The sequence below is a fragment of the Sneathiella sp. D3-11 genome (assembly GCF_055809395.1).
Window position 1 is genome coordinate 1,553,932 of record NZ_CM147911.1, and the last position, 16,279, is coordinate 1,570,210.

The window sequence follows — 16,279 nt, forward strand, 5'->3', positions numbered from 1 at the left end:
CAGCGGGTGTCGTGCAATCAGCTTTTCCGGATGTCATGATAGCCGAAAATACAGTATTTAAAAGTATATTTGTCGAACAAAATGGATTTTATTTTGCGGTGCAAAAAATTAGATTTATAATAATAATTTCAATGCTTTAAATTTAAGCAATATTGCACAATATAACGGCATTTCACACACCCGAACTTAGTCCGCCAAAAGCTGAATAAATTGAATTTCGCCTGAATCAGGCGATTGCTGCCATTGCCTTCGCCGCAATCTCAAAGGCCCGCAAGCGCGCCTGGTGGTCAAAAATCTGCGCCGTCAGGATAATTTCATCCGCATTTGTCTCCGCCTTGAATTCCTGCAGCCGTTCTGACACGTCATTTGCATCTCCAAGCGCTGTATAGGTCATGAATCGGGATATGGCTGCCATTTCCTGTGGCCCGAGCCTTTCGGCGAATCCTTCTACCGGCGGAGGTAACCGGATCGGCATTCCCCGTGCAAGACCCAGAACGCCTTGCATCAGGGAAGTCGCGATAAGCTCCGCCTGGTCTCGTGTATCGGCAGCCTGCAGGTTCATCGCCGCCATGACATAGGGTTTATCAAGCTGCACGGAGGGTTTGAAATTCTGCCGGTAAATATGGAGTGCCTGACGCAAATCTGTCGGCGCGAAATGTGAGGCAAACGCGTAGGGCAATCCGAAATGTGCCGCCAGCTCTGCGCCATAAAGGCTGGAGCCGAGTATCCAGAGCGGCACGTGAAGTCCCGCACCCGGTACCGCCTGAATTTTCTGGCCCGGCTCCAGATCCGCGAAATACTGCTGCAGCTCAAGCACATCCCGGGGGAAGCTGTCCACATTTGCGTTCATTGCGCGGCGAAGCGCCTGCGCTGTCAAACCGTCCGTTCCCGGCGCCCGGCCCAGACCAAGGTCGATCCTGTCCGGATAAAGGGAGGCGAGCGTTCCAAACTGTTCCGCTATGATCAGCGGCGCATGATTTGGCAGCATGACGCCACCCGAACCGATGCGGATTGTTTTGGTGTGGGCGCCGACATGGGACAGCAGAACAGCAGTTGCCGCACTCGCAATGCCGGGGATGTTATGATGCTCTGCTAGCCAATAGCGCTTGTATCCCAATTTCTCTGCAAGTTGGGCTATTTCCACAGAATTCTTGAATGATTGCGCAGCATTGCTCCCCTCGATGATCGGGGCCAGATCCAGCACGGACAGTTGAGTCATAGAGTTCCACCATTTTTTTACAGGTCACGGGTTCTGCGCCGAATTCAACGATAAGGTCCCAACGACCATTTGTCGAACGGATCGTCCGAATTTTCCGAGATCTACGAGAACTTTTCGGCATGCCGCTACAAGCCGCTGAGCCCATATAACGCAGAAGTGTTGTGGCGAAACACGTTTCAACTTGTATTTTGAGGCATTGACGGGTATTGTCTGGTCGACTTTTTTATCAGGGTAGAACGACTATTTCCAGTTTATCAGGGCCGCTAAAGGCCGCACCGTTATCCGGCGAATTACAAGCGCCGAGCGCTTCTCCGAGAACATTTGACAAAAAATGGGCGGAAGTTGCCCGGAGATTTGCCGCTCCGGATGCGAAGCGCAGTGTTCTGCAGCTGTTGACCACGATTGTTCCACTGGTGATCCTATGGGCAAGCATGATCATCGTTGTAGACGATGTGTACTGGTTGGCGCTATTGCTCTCCATCCCGGCTGCAGCATTTACGGTTCGTCTATTCATCATCCAACATGATTGCGGACATCATTCCTTTTTCCGGTCCCCGCGCCTCAATGATCTGGTGGGGCGGCTAATTGGCGTTGTCACTCTTACACCGCATGAATATTGGCGTCGTTCTCATAACACCCATCATGCGACCTGCGGACATCTTGAAAAGCGCGGCATTGGCGATATCAATGTGATCACTGTTGCCGAGTATCAGGCTTTGAGCCGTTGGCAACGTTTTCTTTATCGCATTTACAGGACGCCAGCCGTGATGTTTGGCATTGGCCCTTTGTATCTATTTGTAGTCAAATACAGATTGCCTCTTGATCTTATTCGTCAACGGCCAGCACTGCTGATCGGGGTTATGGGCACCAATCTTGGGATTGTTGCGATCACCCTGGCCTTAGGGTTTAGTTTTGGCTTCATGGACATCTTGATGGTGCAGATTCCAGTCATTCTGTTATCTTCCACGGCAGGTGTCTGGCTTTTTTACGTACAGCATCAATTTGAAGATACATATTGGCGTAACAAAAAAGACTGGAACATTCATGAAGCGTCGGTGATGGCAAGCAGCTATTATGACCTTCCTCAGCCGCTCCGTTGGTTATCCGGAAATATTGGTATTCACCATATTCATCATCTTTCCTGCCGTATCCCAAATTATCGCCTCGGGGCATGCCTTGCAGAACTGCCGGCGCTCAAATCCCTGAACCGAATCAGTCTGTGGGAAAGCTTTGCCTGTTTACGGCTCGCACTGTGGGATGAAAACTCTCAACGACTCGTCTCTTTCAAATCCGCCCGAAAGCTGTCCCCCGCAACATAATCGGCCGCTAAGAACAGCGCTTCAAAGCGATAAAGTAATTTCGATTGAAATTACCTGCATATGCAGATATATAGTCTGTATGACCGCAAACGCAAATCGAGAGTTCAAGTCCACCTGTAGCGCGTCGCGCTTTCGTAAGGCCGCGCGCCGAATTACGCAGATCTATGATCAATTGCTAGAGCCTTACGGATTGACAATCACACAATATGGATTGCTTGGTCACTTAAAATATTTCGATGGCATCAGTGTCGGCAGCCTTGCCGAAAAACTGGTAATGGACCCAACCACCTTGACCCGGAACCTGCGTCCCCTTGAAAGACAAGGCTTTGTGTCCCTGACCCAGGATGACAAGGACCGTCGCAGCCGCAAGCTTAGCCTGACAAAAACTGGACTTGAGAAATACAAGGCCGCTCGTCCAGGATGGCAAGCCGCGCAGGAGAGGATTGCAAATGTTCTGGGACCCGAAGACGGCCGTTTGCTATCTTCAAAAATTGACCAGATGATAGAAGACCTTAGGGAGTGAATTTTTTGGTTACATATCTGTATATACAGTCATTATAGAAAGAAACTCCAATGACGGCTGAAAGCCACTCTCCTGCAGTTGCAGCGAACGTCAATCCCCTTCTGACAGCTCCAATCCTTGGCACACTGGCGCGCCTCAGCATCCCAAATGTGCTTGCGATGTCCGCCGCGGCCATCGTCGCCATTGCTGAAACTGCCTATGCGGGGCAACTTGGTATTTCAGCGCTGGCCGGGCTTGCCCTTGTGTTTCCAATGGTCATGCTGCAACAAATGTTGTCGGGCGGAGCGATGGGCGGCGGCGTATCATCCGCTATCAGTAGGGCCCTCGGGGCAAATGACACTCACCGCGCAGAACAACTTGCTTTCCATGCAGTTGTTATTGGCGCTATGGCAGGAATTGTATTCGGCATCTTTTTTCTGATATTTGGTGAGTATATTTATCGGCTACTCGGTGGTTTTGGTACAGTAATCACAGAGGCTTTGGCCTATTCCAATATCGTCTTTCTCGGCACAGTCGGTCTTTGGCTGACCAATACTTTTGCATCTGTCATTCGGGGCGGTGGCGACATGAAAGTCCCATCGATTACCCTGCTTGCGGTTGCCTTATCACAGTTTTTGCTAGCTGGGGCATTCAGCCTTGGCTGGGGGCCGTTTCCAGCGCTCGGGATGGCGGGCATTGGTCTTGGCTTAGTCGTTGCCTTTAGTACTTCGGCAATATTTCTTCTTTGGTATCTGGTCTCTGGAAAGGGCCGCGTTAAGCTGACCTTGAGAGGCGTCCAGCTAAAAGCGGAGATGTTTCGAGATATTCTCAAAGTTGGCGCGGTTTCTTGTATATCGCCATTACAAACCGTCTTCACGGTCCTTATTCTGACGCGGCTAACCTCGGAGTTCGGGGTCGAGGTTCTCGCAGGATACGGGATCGGTGCACGACTGGAATTCCTGCTGGTACCCATCGCGTTTGCCATTGGCGTCGCCTGTGTCCCGATGGTCGGCATGGCCATTGGCGCAGGAAATATCGCCCGCGCTCGTCAGGTGGCCTGGACCGGTGCCATCAGTGCAGGAATACTCATCGGAGCCATCGGGCTGTTCGTTGCCCTCTTTCCTAATGTCTGGACGGGGATGTTTACGGATGACCTCCCTGTGATGAGGTCCGCAGGGCTCTACTTTGCATGGGTTGGCCCTTTCTATGGCCTCTTCGGGCTCGCTTTATGCCTCTATTTTTCCTCGCAAGGCGCAGGCAAAGTACTCGGGCCTGTTATCGCTGGCACCCTTCGCCTTGTTATCGTTGCACTGGGAGGCTGGATTCTGGCCACAAACAATACTCCGGAATGGACGATTTTCGCGCTGATTGGGGCCGCCATGGTAATTTATGGTGCGACGACAGCGCTCGCTGTATATGTTGTCCGCTGGTAAGAAAAAAGAACAGATAACACGTCAGGCTGATCCCGCCGACGTTGCGGGGTAATAAGGATGATTGCATTTTTCCTGGCGGTTTTTTTCTTGGTGATTACTCCCGGGCCCGGCGTTCTTTCAACGGCCGGGGTTGGCTCTGCTTTTGGCCGCGCAGCCGGAACTCGCTATGTGATCGGGCTTTTTATCGGTAATAATCTTGTGGCACTTGCTGTTGTTTCGGGGTTAGCAGCAATTGTCTTCGCGGTGCCGATAGTACGCAATATGCTGCTGGTGTTATCCCTAGCATATCTTCTTTATCTCGCGTTCAGAATTGCCACGGCAGGCGCGAAAATCGCTTTTATCGAATCCGCCAGACAGCCCGGCATTTTTGCAGGCATCACCCTGCAAATGATCAACCCCAAAGCCTACGCCGTCAACACAACACTTTTTACCGGGTTTCCCTTCTTCGCCGATACGCTTGTCTGGGAGACATTACTCAAATTCGCACTTCTGAACGCAATTTGGGTACCAGTCCACTTCTTGTGGCTCGCCGCAGGTATCATGGTCAAACGGCTTGAGCTTGCTCCACATATTCAATTTCGGATCAATCTTCTCATGGCGCTGGCAATGCTTGCCGTCGTTGCCCTCGCCCTTTTCGCCAATTTCTAGGAAGTTAATCCGTAATCTCCGGCTGAGCGAGCCATTCACGTCCCCGAAGCATGGCTTGCCAATAAATAGGCGGCAGAATTTTTTCCTTCATTAGCCAAGCAAGCCGGCTCGGCTTTTGCCCGTTTATCAACCAGCTCGGAAAGCTGGGAAGCAACTTCCCTCCATAACCAAACTCCGCCAGTACAATTTTCCCCCGCTCTACGGTAAGAGGGCAGGAACCATACCCATCATAATGCGCAACGCCAGAAGTAACGCCCATATCACTTAGCAAATTATTAGCGACGACCGGCGCCTGCTTACGAGCCGCAGCCGCCGTTTTTGCATTTGGCGCGTTCATGACATCCCCGAGCGACCAAATATTCTCATAGGTCTTATGCCGGAGCGTAGTTTGATCAACATCCACCCATCCCGCCGCATCGGCAAGCGGACTGACCTGAATGAAATCAGGCGCACATTGAGGGGGTACCACATGGATCATATCAAAGCGCGTTTCAATAATTTCGCTATTGCCGTTTGCGTCTGTCTTGTTGAACCATGCCATCTTCTTTGGCCCATCAATACGAACAAGATTATGTGTGAACTTCAGTTCCGCATTGTATTTTTTGACATATTCCATGAGTGCCGGAACATATTCCTTCACGCCGAACAGAACGCCGCCTGCATTATAGAATTCAATCTCAATGTCGTTAATTACGCCATTACGATACCAATGATCGGCGGACAGATAGAGTGATTTCTGAGGCGCGCCTGCGCATTTGATCGGCATAGGAGGCTGAGTGAAAAGCGCCCGGCCTTCCTTCAGACTGCTCACCAGCTCCCAAGTATAGGGCGCGAGGTCGTAACGGTAGTTAGAAGTAACACCATTCCGGCCAAGCGTTTCAACCAACCCCTCAATACCGTTCCAATTGAGCTTTAAACCCGGGGCAACGACAAGCCGGTTATATTTAACGACGCGGCAGCCATCCAGAATAACGGCGTTCTTTTCCGGCTCAAACGCCGATACTGCCGCCTTGATCCAATGAACTCCCTCGGGAATGAGAGACCCCATCGTCCGGACCGTATCCTCAGCATCGAATATGCCGCCACCAACCATTGTCCATCCGGGTTGGTAATAATGCACATCGGCGGGATCAATAATCGCAATATCAAGACCTTTTTTACGGTGCAGCAGACTTGCTGCTACGGAAATTCCGGCTGCCCCACCGCCGATAATCACAATGTCATGGGTCGCATCGGCAACATCCGTGGGCGTTCGGCCGCCGTTTGCAATACGTCGAACCACACCGGACATGTCATAGCCCGCAGTTTTTGTCGTCTGCAGAATTTCCGGAAGCGGGCGGCCCTTCGCCCCTTCATTCAATGACCAGAGAGTCGCAGAACGGGTACCCGTCCGGCAATAAGCCAGCACGGGATGTGGAAGTGAAGCCAAGGTATCACCAAAAGTCTTCGTATCACTGTCCTGTACCTTACCTGCGATGATCGGGATATAGGCCGCCTCCATACCGGCTTTATGCGCAGCTTCCTGAATTTCGGCGAAGGTCGGCTGATCCGCCCCTTCCCCATCCGGACGGTTACATATAATCGCCTTAAAGCCCAGTTTTGCGAGTTCCGAAATATTATCAGGTAGAATCTGTGGGCTTACGGACAGTGTTTCGCTAATTCTCTTAACGTCCATCTTCATATCCTTCTCTTGGGTGTCACCGCATACGTCAGCCTATGTCAAAGCACGTTGACCGGAATTTTCAACATCTGGTTCCCATCACGATCCGTTGGCACTTCACCTGCACGCATATTGACCTGTAGTGATGGCAGGATCAGACGAGGCATCCCAAGTGTTGGGTCCCGCTCACTTCGGAGTTTGACAAAATCTTCTTTTGTCTTTCCTTCACCGAAATGAATATTGTCCCGCTTTTCATCTCCGACGGTCGTTTCCCACTCGTAGTCCCGGCCATCCGGCCCATAGTCATGGCACATGAAAAGGCGCATCTCATCGGGTAAAGAAAGAACTTTCTGTATGGAGTCATAGAGTGTAGCCGCATCACCACCCGGAAAGTCAACTCTTGCAGAACCGCCATCAGGCATGAACAGGGTATCTCCGACAAAGGTGGCATTCCCGATCACATGGACCATACAAGCCGGAGTGTGCCCCGGGGTGTGAATAACAAATGCCGGCATTGAACCGATCTCATACGTATCACCGTCCTTGAACAGCCGATCAAATTGCGAGCCATCCCGTTTGAAACGGTTGTCTTCATTATAAATTTTACCGAATGTCTCCTGAACGATCCGGACTTTCTCGCCAATTCCAATTTTCCCACCAATCTTGTCCTTGATATAGTGCGCGGCCGTCATATGATCGGCATGAACATGAGTTTCTATAATCCAATCAACCGTCAAACCGTTTTCCGTGACATAGTCCAATATACGATCTGCGCCGCCGTATGAAATTCTCCCAGCGGCATAATCAATATCCATAACCGGATCAATTATCGCGCATATCTTGCTCCCCGGGTCTTTTACAACATAGCTGAAGGTAAATGTATCCTGATCAAAGAAAGCCTTAATCTCAGGTTTGATGCTCATATTTACGGGATAGTTGCTCATGGTTTTCTCGCATTCCCCTAACTGATTTTGGTACCGTTAGTTTGGAATTATTATAAGAAACCCCATGCCCGTCATTGATCCTGATCAACCGGTCATTGAGTGACAGGCTACGCTGTTTCCTGCTTTGCAGCTTTTGGGCCGAGGGTCGCGTCGATTTCCGGCCAGTTGACTGTTTCTTCTTTTTCAAGTTTTTCAATCAACAGTTCGATTTGAGGTCTATGCGTTTTGAGAATATCGAGACCTCGTGCCTCCGCTTCGCGGATTAATTTGAGGACAGCATCATCTACACGGCTCGACATCTCCTCACTGAATCGGCGCGGTTGTGCAATTTCCCGTCCCAAAAACGGATGCTCCTCACTCTGACGTAAATCAATGGGACCCACGTCATCGGACATACCCCATTGCGACACCATCGCACGGGCAAGTTTGGTGGCGTTCTTGATATCATCATCCGCACCGGAGCTGACATTCCCGATGAAAAAATCCTCCGCCCCACGTCCCGCGAGAGACACTGCAAGGCGATCCCGTAAATAGTCTTCATCCAGAGTATGGCGCTCTTCCGTTGGCAGGAGATGCGTACCACCCAATGCACGTCCACGAGGAATAATTGTCACCTTATAGAGCGGGTCAGCATGGGGCAAAAAATATGCGACAGCGGTGTGACCTGCCTCATGAACCGCCAGACGGTGATGCTCCTCCGGCTGAATTGCGAGCGTACGAACGGTACCCATCATGATTCTGTCACGCATTTCATCAAAGTGATGCATGTTGACTTCTTCAACCCCTTCACGCGCCGCCGCGATCGCCGCTTCGTTCACAAGATTTTTGAGATCAGCTCCGGAGAATCCCGGGCATCCCGCCGATACAAGATCAAGGTCCACATCCTTTGCGAGCGGTACTTTGCGCGTATGAACCTGCAGGATGGCTTTTCGCGCTTTCTTGTCGGGGAGCTCCAGCGTCACATGCCGGTCAAACCGACCCGGACGGAGCAAAGCCGGATCCATGACATCGGGGCGGTTCGTGGCCGCAAGAACGATCACGGTTTCCCGACCCGAAAACCCATCCATTTCCGAAAGGATCTGGTTGAGCGTCTGTTCCCGTTCATCATTTCCACCACCAAGTCCTGTGCCACGCACCCGCCCGACAGCATCCAGCTCGTCGATAAAGATTATGCTGGGCGCTCGTTTTTTGGCTTCGTCAAACATTTTCCGAACGCGCGATGCGCCGACCCCGACGAACATTTCGATAAATTCCGACGCCGAAATGTTAAAGAAATTGACACCTGCCTCTCCTGCAAGTGCTTTCGCCAGCAATGTTTTACCTGTTCCGGGAGGACCAACCAACAACACTCCACGCGGTGGTTCTGCTCCCAGCTTTTTGAAGCCTTCAGGGTGTTTTAGAAATTCGACCAGTTCGGCGACTTCTTTTTTGGCTTGTTCCTGCCCTGCCACATCATCAAATGTCACACGCCGGCCAGATTTTTCTTCTTTAGCGGCCGACCCCGTCAAAAAGTCACTACTGCTCCGTCCTCCAAACCGATCCATCATATTACCCTGCATACGGCGCATGATGTATAAATATATTCCAATGAATATAATCCAGGGCAACAAAGAGAGAAACCAATTACTTCCGGTCTCAACAGGATGATTCCAGACGATGACTCCCTGCTCTTCGAACAGGCGCAACAGATCCGGATCGCCATTACTCGGGAGGACCGTTTGCAAATCCTTTGTGGCGACTTTTTGACCACCCAATGTTATAGGAGACTTTAAGACAACCGCTGCATTCTCTCCTGTCAAGGTAACCTCGGCAACGTCTCCGTCGGATACCATCTTCTTAAATTCGCTGAAGGATATCGCGGGATCGACCGGCGCACGCGCAACCTGGCTCATCATCAGGACCGAGAAAATAAAAATTCCCGCAATAGCTATCCACGTCCAGCCTGGTACCTGCTTCATCGCCAATTCCCGTCTCTACAAATTTGGAGCGCCCGCATCAACTATCATCCTTCTCGGGCCGCATGGAAGTGCAGACATCAAGGATCGCACTTTGAACATCCTCATGCTGGGCCTCTACTGCGCGGGCCAGAGTTTTCAGCTCATATCGCAACCCGTGGATTTGATCGATAAGCGACAGAACAACAGGGACCGCCTCGTTATTGATTGCCATATCCATCTGAAGCTGGCGAATAAGGTCCAGGCGGGCAACATCAATTTCACGGAAATAATATACCGTGCCGGTTTTAGTCGGGCTAACCCAGCCGCGCTTTATCCAAACCCGCAGTCTTGTCGGGCTGACACCTTGCAGTTGCTCAACAACGTCCTGTTCACTGATCATTTCGCTGCTCCTTCCAGTTCATCCCGCACGGAGTAAGCGTTATCTTTCTGCCATTGCTCCATAAACTCCTTTAGCTCTGGGTCGATCTTCTTTGGCAAAATAACCTTCAAACGAACCCGCTGGTCTCCCGCGGCCGCATTTTTTCCGGCGGCAATTCCTTTTCCCTTAAGACGCAATGTCTGGCCACTGCTCGCACCGGAGGGAACAGTCATATTCACCTTTCCATGAATTGTCGGAACAGCGATTTTTGCGCCAAGGACAGCCTCATCTAGAGATATCGGAAGGTCAAGCAGGATATCTTTCCCCTCCCGACGGAAGTGGCGATGGGAAGAAACCTCAATCTTCACATAAGCATCGCCGTTGGGCCCTCCGTTAAATCCCGGCGTTCCTTTACCCTTGAGACGAATACTCTGACCGTCGCGTATTCCTGCAGGCACTGACACATCCAATGTAGAACCTTCTGGCATCGTTATCCGCTTTTTCGCGCCAAGCACAGCATCCATAAAGCTGATCTTCAGTTGATATTGAACATCCTGTCCGCGGATCGGCCCATGGGCTCGACGGCCGTCCGATCCACCACCAGCGCGCGATCGACGGAAAAGCTCCGAGAATAAATCACTCTCATCGCCGAAGTCGCCGAAACCCTCTGAGGTATAGTAATGATTCTCAGGCCCGGCATCGGCATAAGAGCGGTAATATTGCGGGTCCGGTTTTTCCTTGCCAGTCTCATCAATCTCGCCTTTATCAAAGCGAGCGCGTTGGTCCTTGTCGCCCAGAATTGCATATGCACTGGATATCGCCTTGAACTTTTCTTCGGCGGACACATCTCCCGGGTTCAAATCCGGATGCAATTTTTTCGCCAGCTTGCGATAAGCTGACTTGATCTCCTTATCCGAAGCAGTCGGCTTCACGCCGAGCAAATCATATGGATTGTCATTCACCTTATAATTTCACCTTTACACTTGACGTAATAGAACCGGCAAGTCGCCATAGTATCACATTGCAAGCGCGGCGTATTGATTTGCCTCAAACGGCATATCAGGGCCAGTCCCTCCTCGAATAGATATGGTTTTATCGGCCGAAGCCTGCAAGGTCAGGAAGCCAGAGAGCAAGATCGGGGAATATAATTACCAATGCAAGCCCCCCAAGGAGCAGGAGCACATAAGGGATGGCGCCGAGAATCACCTCAACCAGCGGCGCATTGGCTATTCCCTTGATTACAAACAGGTTCATACCAACTGGTGGCGTAATCAGCGCGAGTTCCAAATTGATCATGAGAAGAATGCCGTACCAGATCAGGTTAACATCAAGCTGCATCAGGATCGGCAAGACTATCGGCGTTGTGATCAGGATAATGGAGATCGTCTCCAAAAACATACCCAAAATGAGAATGACGAACATGACGACGAGAATAAAGCCTAGCGGCGAGAGGCCGAGCGTAACCACACCTTCCATCAACTCAATGGGGAGGCGAATAATCGTGACTGCCCGGCTGAATAATGCCGCAGCCCCCAGGATCATGAACAGCATTGTTGTCGTCCGGACCGTTTCAAACGCCGTTTCCGCAAGTTCTTTTAGTCCGAAATTTCGATACACCAGCGCACCAACAAGAAGAGCATAAATGCACCCAATGGACGCCGCTTCCGAGGCTGTGAAAATGCCAAGATATATTCCGCCAAGAACCAACGGTGGCATCGAAAGCGACCAGAACGATTTGCGGATCGCCTTAAGACCCGCGCGCCAACCAACCCAATCGCTGCCTCTGGCATCTCCCCGGATATAGGCCTGCGAAATACAAAAACAGGCGAAAATCAGCGCCATCAAAATTCCCGGAATAAATCCGGCCATAAAAAGAGCGCCAATCGACGTCTCAGAGACAATGGCGTAAAGGATCAAAGGCCCGGACGGTGGGATCAGGATGCCAAGCGTGCCCCCCGCGACAATAACACCATAGGCATCCCGGGCGCGGTATCCAAAACGCTGCATCTGGGGAATGGCGCTGGATCCAATTGTCAGCGCCGTCGCCACAGAAGACCCCGAGATCGCCGCAAAAATCGTGCAGGAGAGAACTGTGGCAACCCCCAGCCCTCCTTTAAAATGCCCGACCATGGCATTCGCCGCATCATAGAGATCGTCCACCACCCTCGACTTGATCATCACATGCGCCATAAAGGCGAACATGGGAATTGCCGTCAGAAGGCCATTATCAAGCTTCGCAAAAACAGTATCCGCGACACTGGAAATACTTCCTTCCGTCAGCAGCATAATAATGACGGATGCAACACCCAAGCCGACAAAAATCGGGATGCCGGTCAGGAGCAAAAGAACCAGCAATAACAGGACAAGGAACGTGGCCACTAATTCCCCCTCCGCTTCAACATTTCTTCCAAGGCACGTGCGATGGAAATCAGAAACAGGAGGCCCGCGCCAACAAGTAAAAAGGATTGGGGTATCCAGAGCGGCGCCTCAAGATAGCCGCTGGAATACACACCAATAGCGTAGGAGAACTGCACTGCCTCCCATGCACTAATGAAGATTACAGCCGCGAGAAATGCGGTCGCCAGATAGCTCCAGATACCGAGCAGCTTTTCTGATCTACCCGTCACTTTTGAAGAAAGAAGATCAACGCTTATATGCTCCCCGCGCCGAAGAGTTTCTGCCGCACCGAGCATAACGATAGCGACCACGAGAAAACCGGACATTTCATCCGTCCATGTAAGCGGCGTTCCAAGAATATATCGTTGAAAAACGCTGTAACCGGTCATGAAAAGTGTAAACACGACCAAGGCCGCACTGATGACTGCGGCAGCAAAAGAAAAATACTCAATTACACGGATAAAAACGGAAGAGGAGAAGGCTCCTTCTTCCGCCGATTTATCATTTATATCCATAATGGAATTGGCAAACTCAGACTAGTTCAACAAATCAAGAAGCTTCTTGCCATCCTCGCCTGAAGCATCGCTAAATGCCTTATAAAATGCCGGAGCCATTACTGCGTTCAAAGCCTTGATATCCTCATCCGTCGCAATATGAACCTTCATTCCCTTTGCCGCCAACTGCTCCGGTGCATCAGCTGCGGATGCTTCCGAGGCTTCAATCGCCCAAACAGCGGCCTTTTTGCCAGCTTCATCAACAGCCATCTTTCCCTTGTCGGAAAGGCCATCGTACCAGGCCGGATTCACATAACCGTGGAAGTAAATGCTGAAAAGCGGCAGAACAGTCACGTGATCCTGCACCTCATAATATTTACGAGAGACGGCCGCAGAAACATCTGTCAGGCCCGCATCAATCACGCCGGTCGACAGCGCCTGATAGACCTTGCTTCCCGACATTGCAGAGGGAGCCGCACCCATCGCGACAAACCCGGCATCGGGAACAGGTCCCAGCCCACGGATCTTGACACCTTCAAAATCCGCTGGCTTGATTAACGGCTTCCCGCTGGAGGTGATGGCGGTGCTGCGTGTGGTGAATAGCCAGACGACATTCTTCACGCCCTTGGTCATCAATTTTTCTTCCAGAAAACCCGCTGCTTCAGAGCCGTCCCATTTTTGAAGTGCTTCCAGGCTGCTGACCGCGAACGGTCCAAGCGTCACATTCATCAGTGGTAATGTCTTGCCCCACTGTGGATTAATCGAAAAGGCGCAGTCAATATCGCCTTTGGCGACTGCCGTCGCATTCTCCTTTGCGCCGGTCAGGCTGTTTGCCCCGAAAACCTGTACATCAATTTCACCGTCCGACAGGGTTTCGATTTCCGCCGCCCACTGATCAATAACTTTTGCAATATGATGCGCCGGCGGCAACTGATGGCTGCACCGCATTTCGGTTGCGGCTGAAGCCACGCCCGTCGCACCAAATGTGCCAAGCACGGCTGAAAGGCCAACGGCCATTGTGAATAGTTTTCTCATCACTCCCTCCCTCAGGGTTATTGTTTTATTTCTAAGATTATTATTACGCAATTAGTAACCAAAAATACAACCTGATTTTACTTTCGGGTCACACCAAGTTCTTTCAGGATGTCATCAGTATCCGCTCCCAACGCCGGTACATGCAGCCCCTCCCCGAGCGATTCACCATCCAACTCCAGCGGCATTGTCGGGGCGCGATAAATCTGCCCATCGCTATCTTCAAAATGCACGAGACCTCCTTCGCGCAGAACATGCGGATCGTCGAACAAATCTTCCGGGCTGTTAATTGGTGCAAACGGAATACTGAGACTATCAAGTTTCATACTCAACGCCTCCATGGAATAATGTTTGACCTTTTCTGCTACCTTCGGGATCGTCCAGGACCGCGCTTCAATCCTGTCCGTCGCCGTCTTGAGATGCTCATCCTTCAGAAATTCATCCAAGTCATAGGTCTCGCAAAAAGCGTTCCAATGACCATCGGTGACAACGGCAATAAAGATTTTCTGCCCATCATTCGTCTCAAAAATATCATAAACCGGCCAAGCATGCGTTCGCTCAGGCATCGGCACAGAGGGAACGCCCGTCATTTCATACTGCACCATATGTTGCGCGACGGAAAATAGGCTGTTCTCAAAAAGCCCGATACGAATATTCTTGCCGCGTGCGGTTTTGTCCCGTTCACGCAAGGCGGCCAGAATACCAATAACGCCAAACATCCCGCCCATGATGTCATTAACGGAAGAGCCAACGCGAAGTGGTTTCTCTTTAGTGCCTGTCATCATGGCAAGGCCAGACATCATCTGCACCACTTCGTCTAGCGCAGGGCGATGTTGATAGGGACCGGATAGAAAACCTTTATGGCCGGCGACAATCAAGGATGGATGTCTTTTGAGCATTTCTTCATGCCCCAGCCCTTGGTGTTCAAGATGGCCATCCTTGAAGTTTTCAAGAAAAACATCGGCCGTATCGAGAAGTGCATGCAAGGTTTGCTGATCCTTCTCCAGAGACAGGTCCAATACCATGCTACGCTTTCCCCGGTTGAAAAGCGGGAAAAATGCTGTCCCCATACCTTTCAGGCTTCGGGTCTTATCGCCTTTGGGAGGTTCCACCTTGATTACTTCCGCACCAAGCTGGGCGAGGATCATGCCGCAGGTCGGGCCCATCACCATATGGCTCATTTCAATGACCCGAATTCCAGTTAGAGGCAACGCACCGCTCATCCACATATCCCTTTATTCTTTCTCGATGTGAGGAGCGAGCAAAGTAATGCAAGGCCAAAACAGTTGGAAGACATAACTTTAATTAATGCAAAATGCTGACGAGATAATTTCGCGGAATTTAATCGATCAGTCCGCCATACATATGCTCATTCGTGGCGAGAATTCTTTCCTGCATAAACTCAAGGAATGCCTTAACGCGCGCAGGCATCAGGCGTCCGGGAGGGCGAACAGCCCAGATTTTCATTTCGGGCCAAACCCGAAACCCGGCGAGTACATGCACGAGACGGCCTGCACGCAAATCTGGCCCCGCATGCCATAAAGAAGTCTGCGCAATGCCCATACCGGCCAAGGTCCAGGCACCGACAGCGTCGCCTAGGTTGACTGTCACGGGCGCCTTCACGGGGATTTTATGTACCGCACCATCGGGGCCGATAAGTTCCCATGTCCGTGTTGCCCCGAGCAGCAAACAGGCGTGGTCCGCTAAATCTTCCGGCGTTTGCGGTGCTCCCGCACGGGCCAGATAGTCCGGGGACGCCACCAGCATTCTCGGATTATCATCGATCTTTTGGGCAAGCAGGGTAGAAGGCGCAAGATCCCCTATGCGAAACGCGAGATCATAAGCCATTTCAACAATATCCACGATGGTATCCGATAGGTTCAACTCCAGCGTCACGTCAGGATAAAGCTGCATAAATTCCGGGACGAACGGTACGATATGTGACCGCCCAAAAGACGCGGAAGCGGTCACCCGAAGCAATCCCGATATTGATGTCGACGTATCCGACAATGCTGTTTTTGCTTCTTCTACATCGTCGAGTATGCGCTTGGCGTGCTCCAGGAATATTTCCCCGTCCGGAGTCAGCGAAATAGCACGCGTCGTTCGGTTGAGCAATTTTACACCAAGGCCCGTCTCTAGAGCCTGTATTCTTTGCGTCGCGTTCGTCGGAGATAACTTAAACTCTGCACCCGCGCGGCCAATCGCGCCAAGCATAGCGACACGAACGAACAGCTCCAGAGTTTTCAGATCGAAAGACAAGTCATTTCCCCATAATATCAAAAGCCCTCGGATATACTTTTATCGGTCCAGACATC

General features: G+C 51.2%; 15 protein-coding genes. 4 read left to right on the forward strand and 11 right to left on the reverse strand.

Annotation, left to right across the window (positions count from 1 at the left end; all coding sequences use genetic code 11):
• Nucleotides 1-226: 226 nt before the first annotated feature.
• Nucleotides 227-1,219 (reverse strand): LLM class flavin-dependent oxidoreductase, encoded by a 993-nt coding sequence (locus AC0L73_RS08005; RefSeq protein ID WP_473655276.1) that lies wholly within the window; start codon nucleotides 1,217-1,219, stop codon nucleotides 227-229.
• Nucleotides 1,220-1,650: 431 nt separating this feature from the next.
• On the opposite strand from AC0L73_RS08005, the gene AC0L73_RS08010 reads away from it, so the two are divergent.
• The 4 genes from AC0L73_RS08010 (at nucleotide 1,651) to AC0L73_RS08025 (ending at nucleotide 5,121) form a co-directional block, all read left to right on the forward strand.
• Nucleotides 1,651-2,538: a fatty acid desaturase gene (locus AC0L73_RS08010; protein ID WP_473655277.1), complete on the forward strand. Its 888-nt coding sequence runs from the start codon at nucleotides 1,651-1,653 to the stop codon at nucleotides 2,536-2,538.
• A 79-nt stretch (nucleotides 2,539-2,617) separates the two neighbouring features.
• The gene (locus tag AC0L73_RS08015) at nucleotides 2,618-3,061 is read left to right on the forward strand and encodes a MarR family winged helix-turn-helix transcriptional regulator (protein ID WP_227952577.1); all 444 of its coding nucleotides are present in this window, start codon (nucleotides 2,618-2,620) and stop codon (nucleotides 3,059-3,061) included.
• Nucleotides 3,062-3,111: 50 nt separating this feature from the next.
• Entirely contained in the window at nucleotides 3,112-4,473 is a 1,362-nt protein-coding gene (locus AC0L73_RS08020; RefSeq protein WP_227952576.1) for an MATE family efflux transporter, read from the forward strand.
• Between the two features lie 57 nt (nucleotides 4,474-4,530).
• Entirely contained in the window at nucleotides 4,531-5,121 is a 591-nt protein-coding gene (locus AC0L73_RS08025) for a LysE family translocator (RefSeq protein WP_227952575.1), read from the forward strand.
• Nucleotides 5,122-5,125: 4 nt separating this feature from the next.
• On the opposite strand, the gene AC0L73_RS08030 is transcribed toward AC0L73_RS08025, so the two are convergent.
• The 10 genes from AC0L73_RS08030 to AC0L73_RS08075 form a co-directional block, all read right to left on the reverse strand.
• The gene (locus tag AC0L73_RS08030; protein ID WP_473655428.1) at nucleotides 5,126-6,796 is read right to left on the reverse strand and encodes a bifunctional protein tyrosine phosphatase family protein/NAD(P)/FAD-dependent oxidoreductase; all 1,671 of its coding nucleotides are present in this window, start codon (nucleotides 6,794-6,796) and stop codon (nucleotides 5,126-5,128) included.
• A 44-nt stretch (nucleotides 6,797-6,840) separates the two neighbouring features.
• Complete coding sequence (locus AC0L73_RS08035) at nucleotides 6,841-7,725, reverse strand: MBL fold metallo-hydrolase (protein ID WP_227952568.1); 885 nt, start codon at nucleotides 7,723-7,725, stop codon at nucleotides 6,841-6,843.
• Between the two features lie 107 nt (nucleotides 7,726-7,832).
• Entirely contained in the window at nucleotides 7,833-9,683 is a 1,851-nt protein-coding gene (gene ftsH / locus AC0L73_RS08040) for an ATP-dependent zinc metalloprotease FtsH (protein WP_473655278.1), read from the reverse strand.
• A gap of 37 nt (nucleotides 9,684-9,720) precedes the next feature.
• Complete coding sequence (locus AC0L73_RS08045) at nucleotides 9,721-10,062, reverse strand: chaperone modulator CbpM (protein WP_227952564.1); 342 nt, start codon at nucleotides 10,060-10,062, stop codon at nucleotides 9,721-9,723.
• Nucleotides 10,059-11,003 carry a DnaJ C-terminal domain-containing protein gene (locus tag AC0L73_RS08050; RefSeq protein WP_227952562.1) on the reverse strand — a complete coding sequence of 315 codons (945 nt, stop codon included), beginning with the start codon at nucleotides 11,001-11,003 and terminating at the stop codon, nucleotides 10,059-10,061. Before AC0L73_RS08050 ends, AC0L73_RS08045 begins: the two co-directional genes overlap by 4 nt.
• Nucleotides 11,004-11,133: 130 nt before the next feature.
• Nucleotides 11,134-12,420 carry a TRAP transporter large permease gene (locus AC0L73_RS08055; protein ID WP_227952560.1) on the reverse strand — a complete coding sequence of 429 codons (1,287 nt, stop codon included), beginning with the start codon at nucleotides 12,418-12,420 and terminating at the stop codon, nucleotides 11,134-11,136.
• Nucleotides 12,420-12,953 (reverse strand): TRAP transporter small permease subunit, encoded by a 534-nt coding sequence (locus AC0L73_RS08060; protein ID WP_227952558.1) that lies wholly within the window; start codon nucleotides 12,951-12,953, stop codon nucleotides 12,420-12,422. The genes AC0L73_RS08055 and AC0L73_RS08060 overlap by 1 nt, the downstream gene beginning before the upstream one ends.
• A gap of 21 nt (nucleotides 12,954-12,974) precedes the next feature.
• Entirely contained in the window at nucleotides 12,975-13,967 is a 993-nt protein-coding gene (gene dctP, locus AC0L73_RS08065; protein WP_227952556.1) for a TRAP transporter substrate-binding protein DctP, read from the reverse strand.
• Nucleotides 13,968-14,044: 77 nt separating this feature from the next.
• Nucleotides 14,045-15,187, reverse strand: a complete 1,143-nt coding sequence (locus AC0L73_RS08070) for a CaiB/BaiF CoA transferase family protein (protein ID WP_227952554.1) — start codon at nucleotides 15,185-15,187, stop codon at nucleotides 14,045-14,047.
• A gap of 118 nt (nucleotides 15,188-15,305) precedes the next feature.
• Complete coding sequence (locus AC0L73_RS08075) at nucleotides 15,306-16,223, reverse strand: LysR family transcriptional regulator (protein ID WP_473655279.1); 918 nt, start codon at nucleotides 16,221-16,223, stop codon at nucleotides 15,306-15,308.
• Nucleotides 16,224-16,279: the final 56 nt, after the last annotated feature.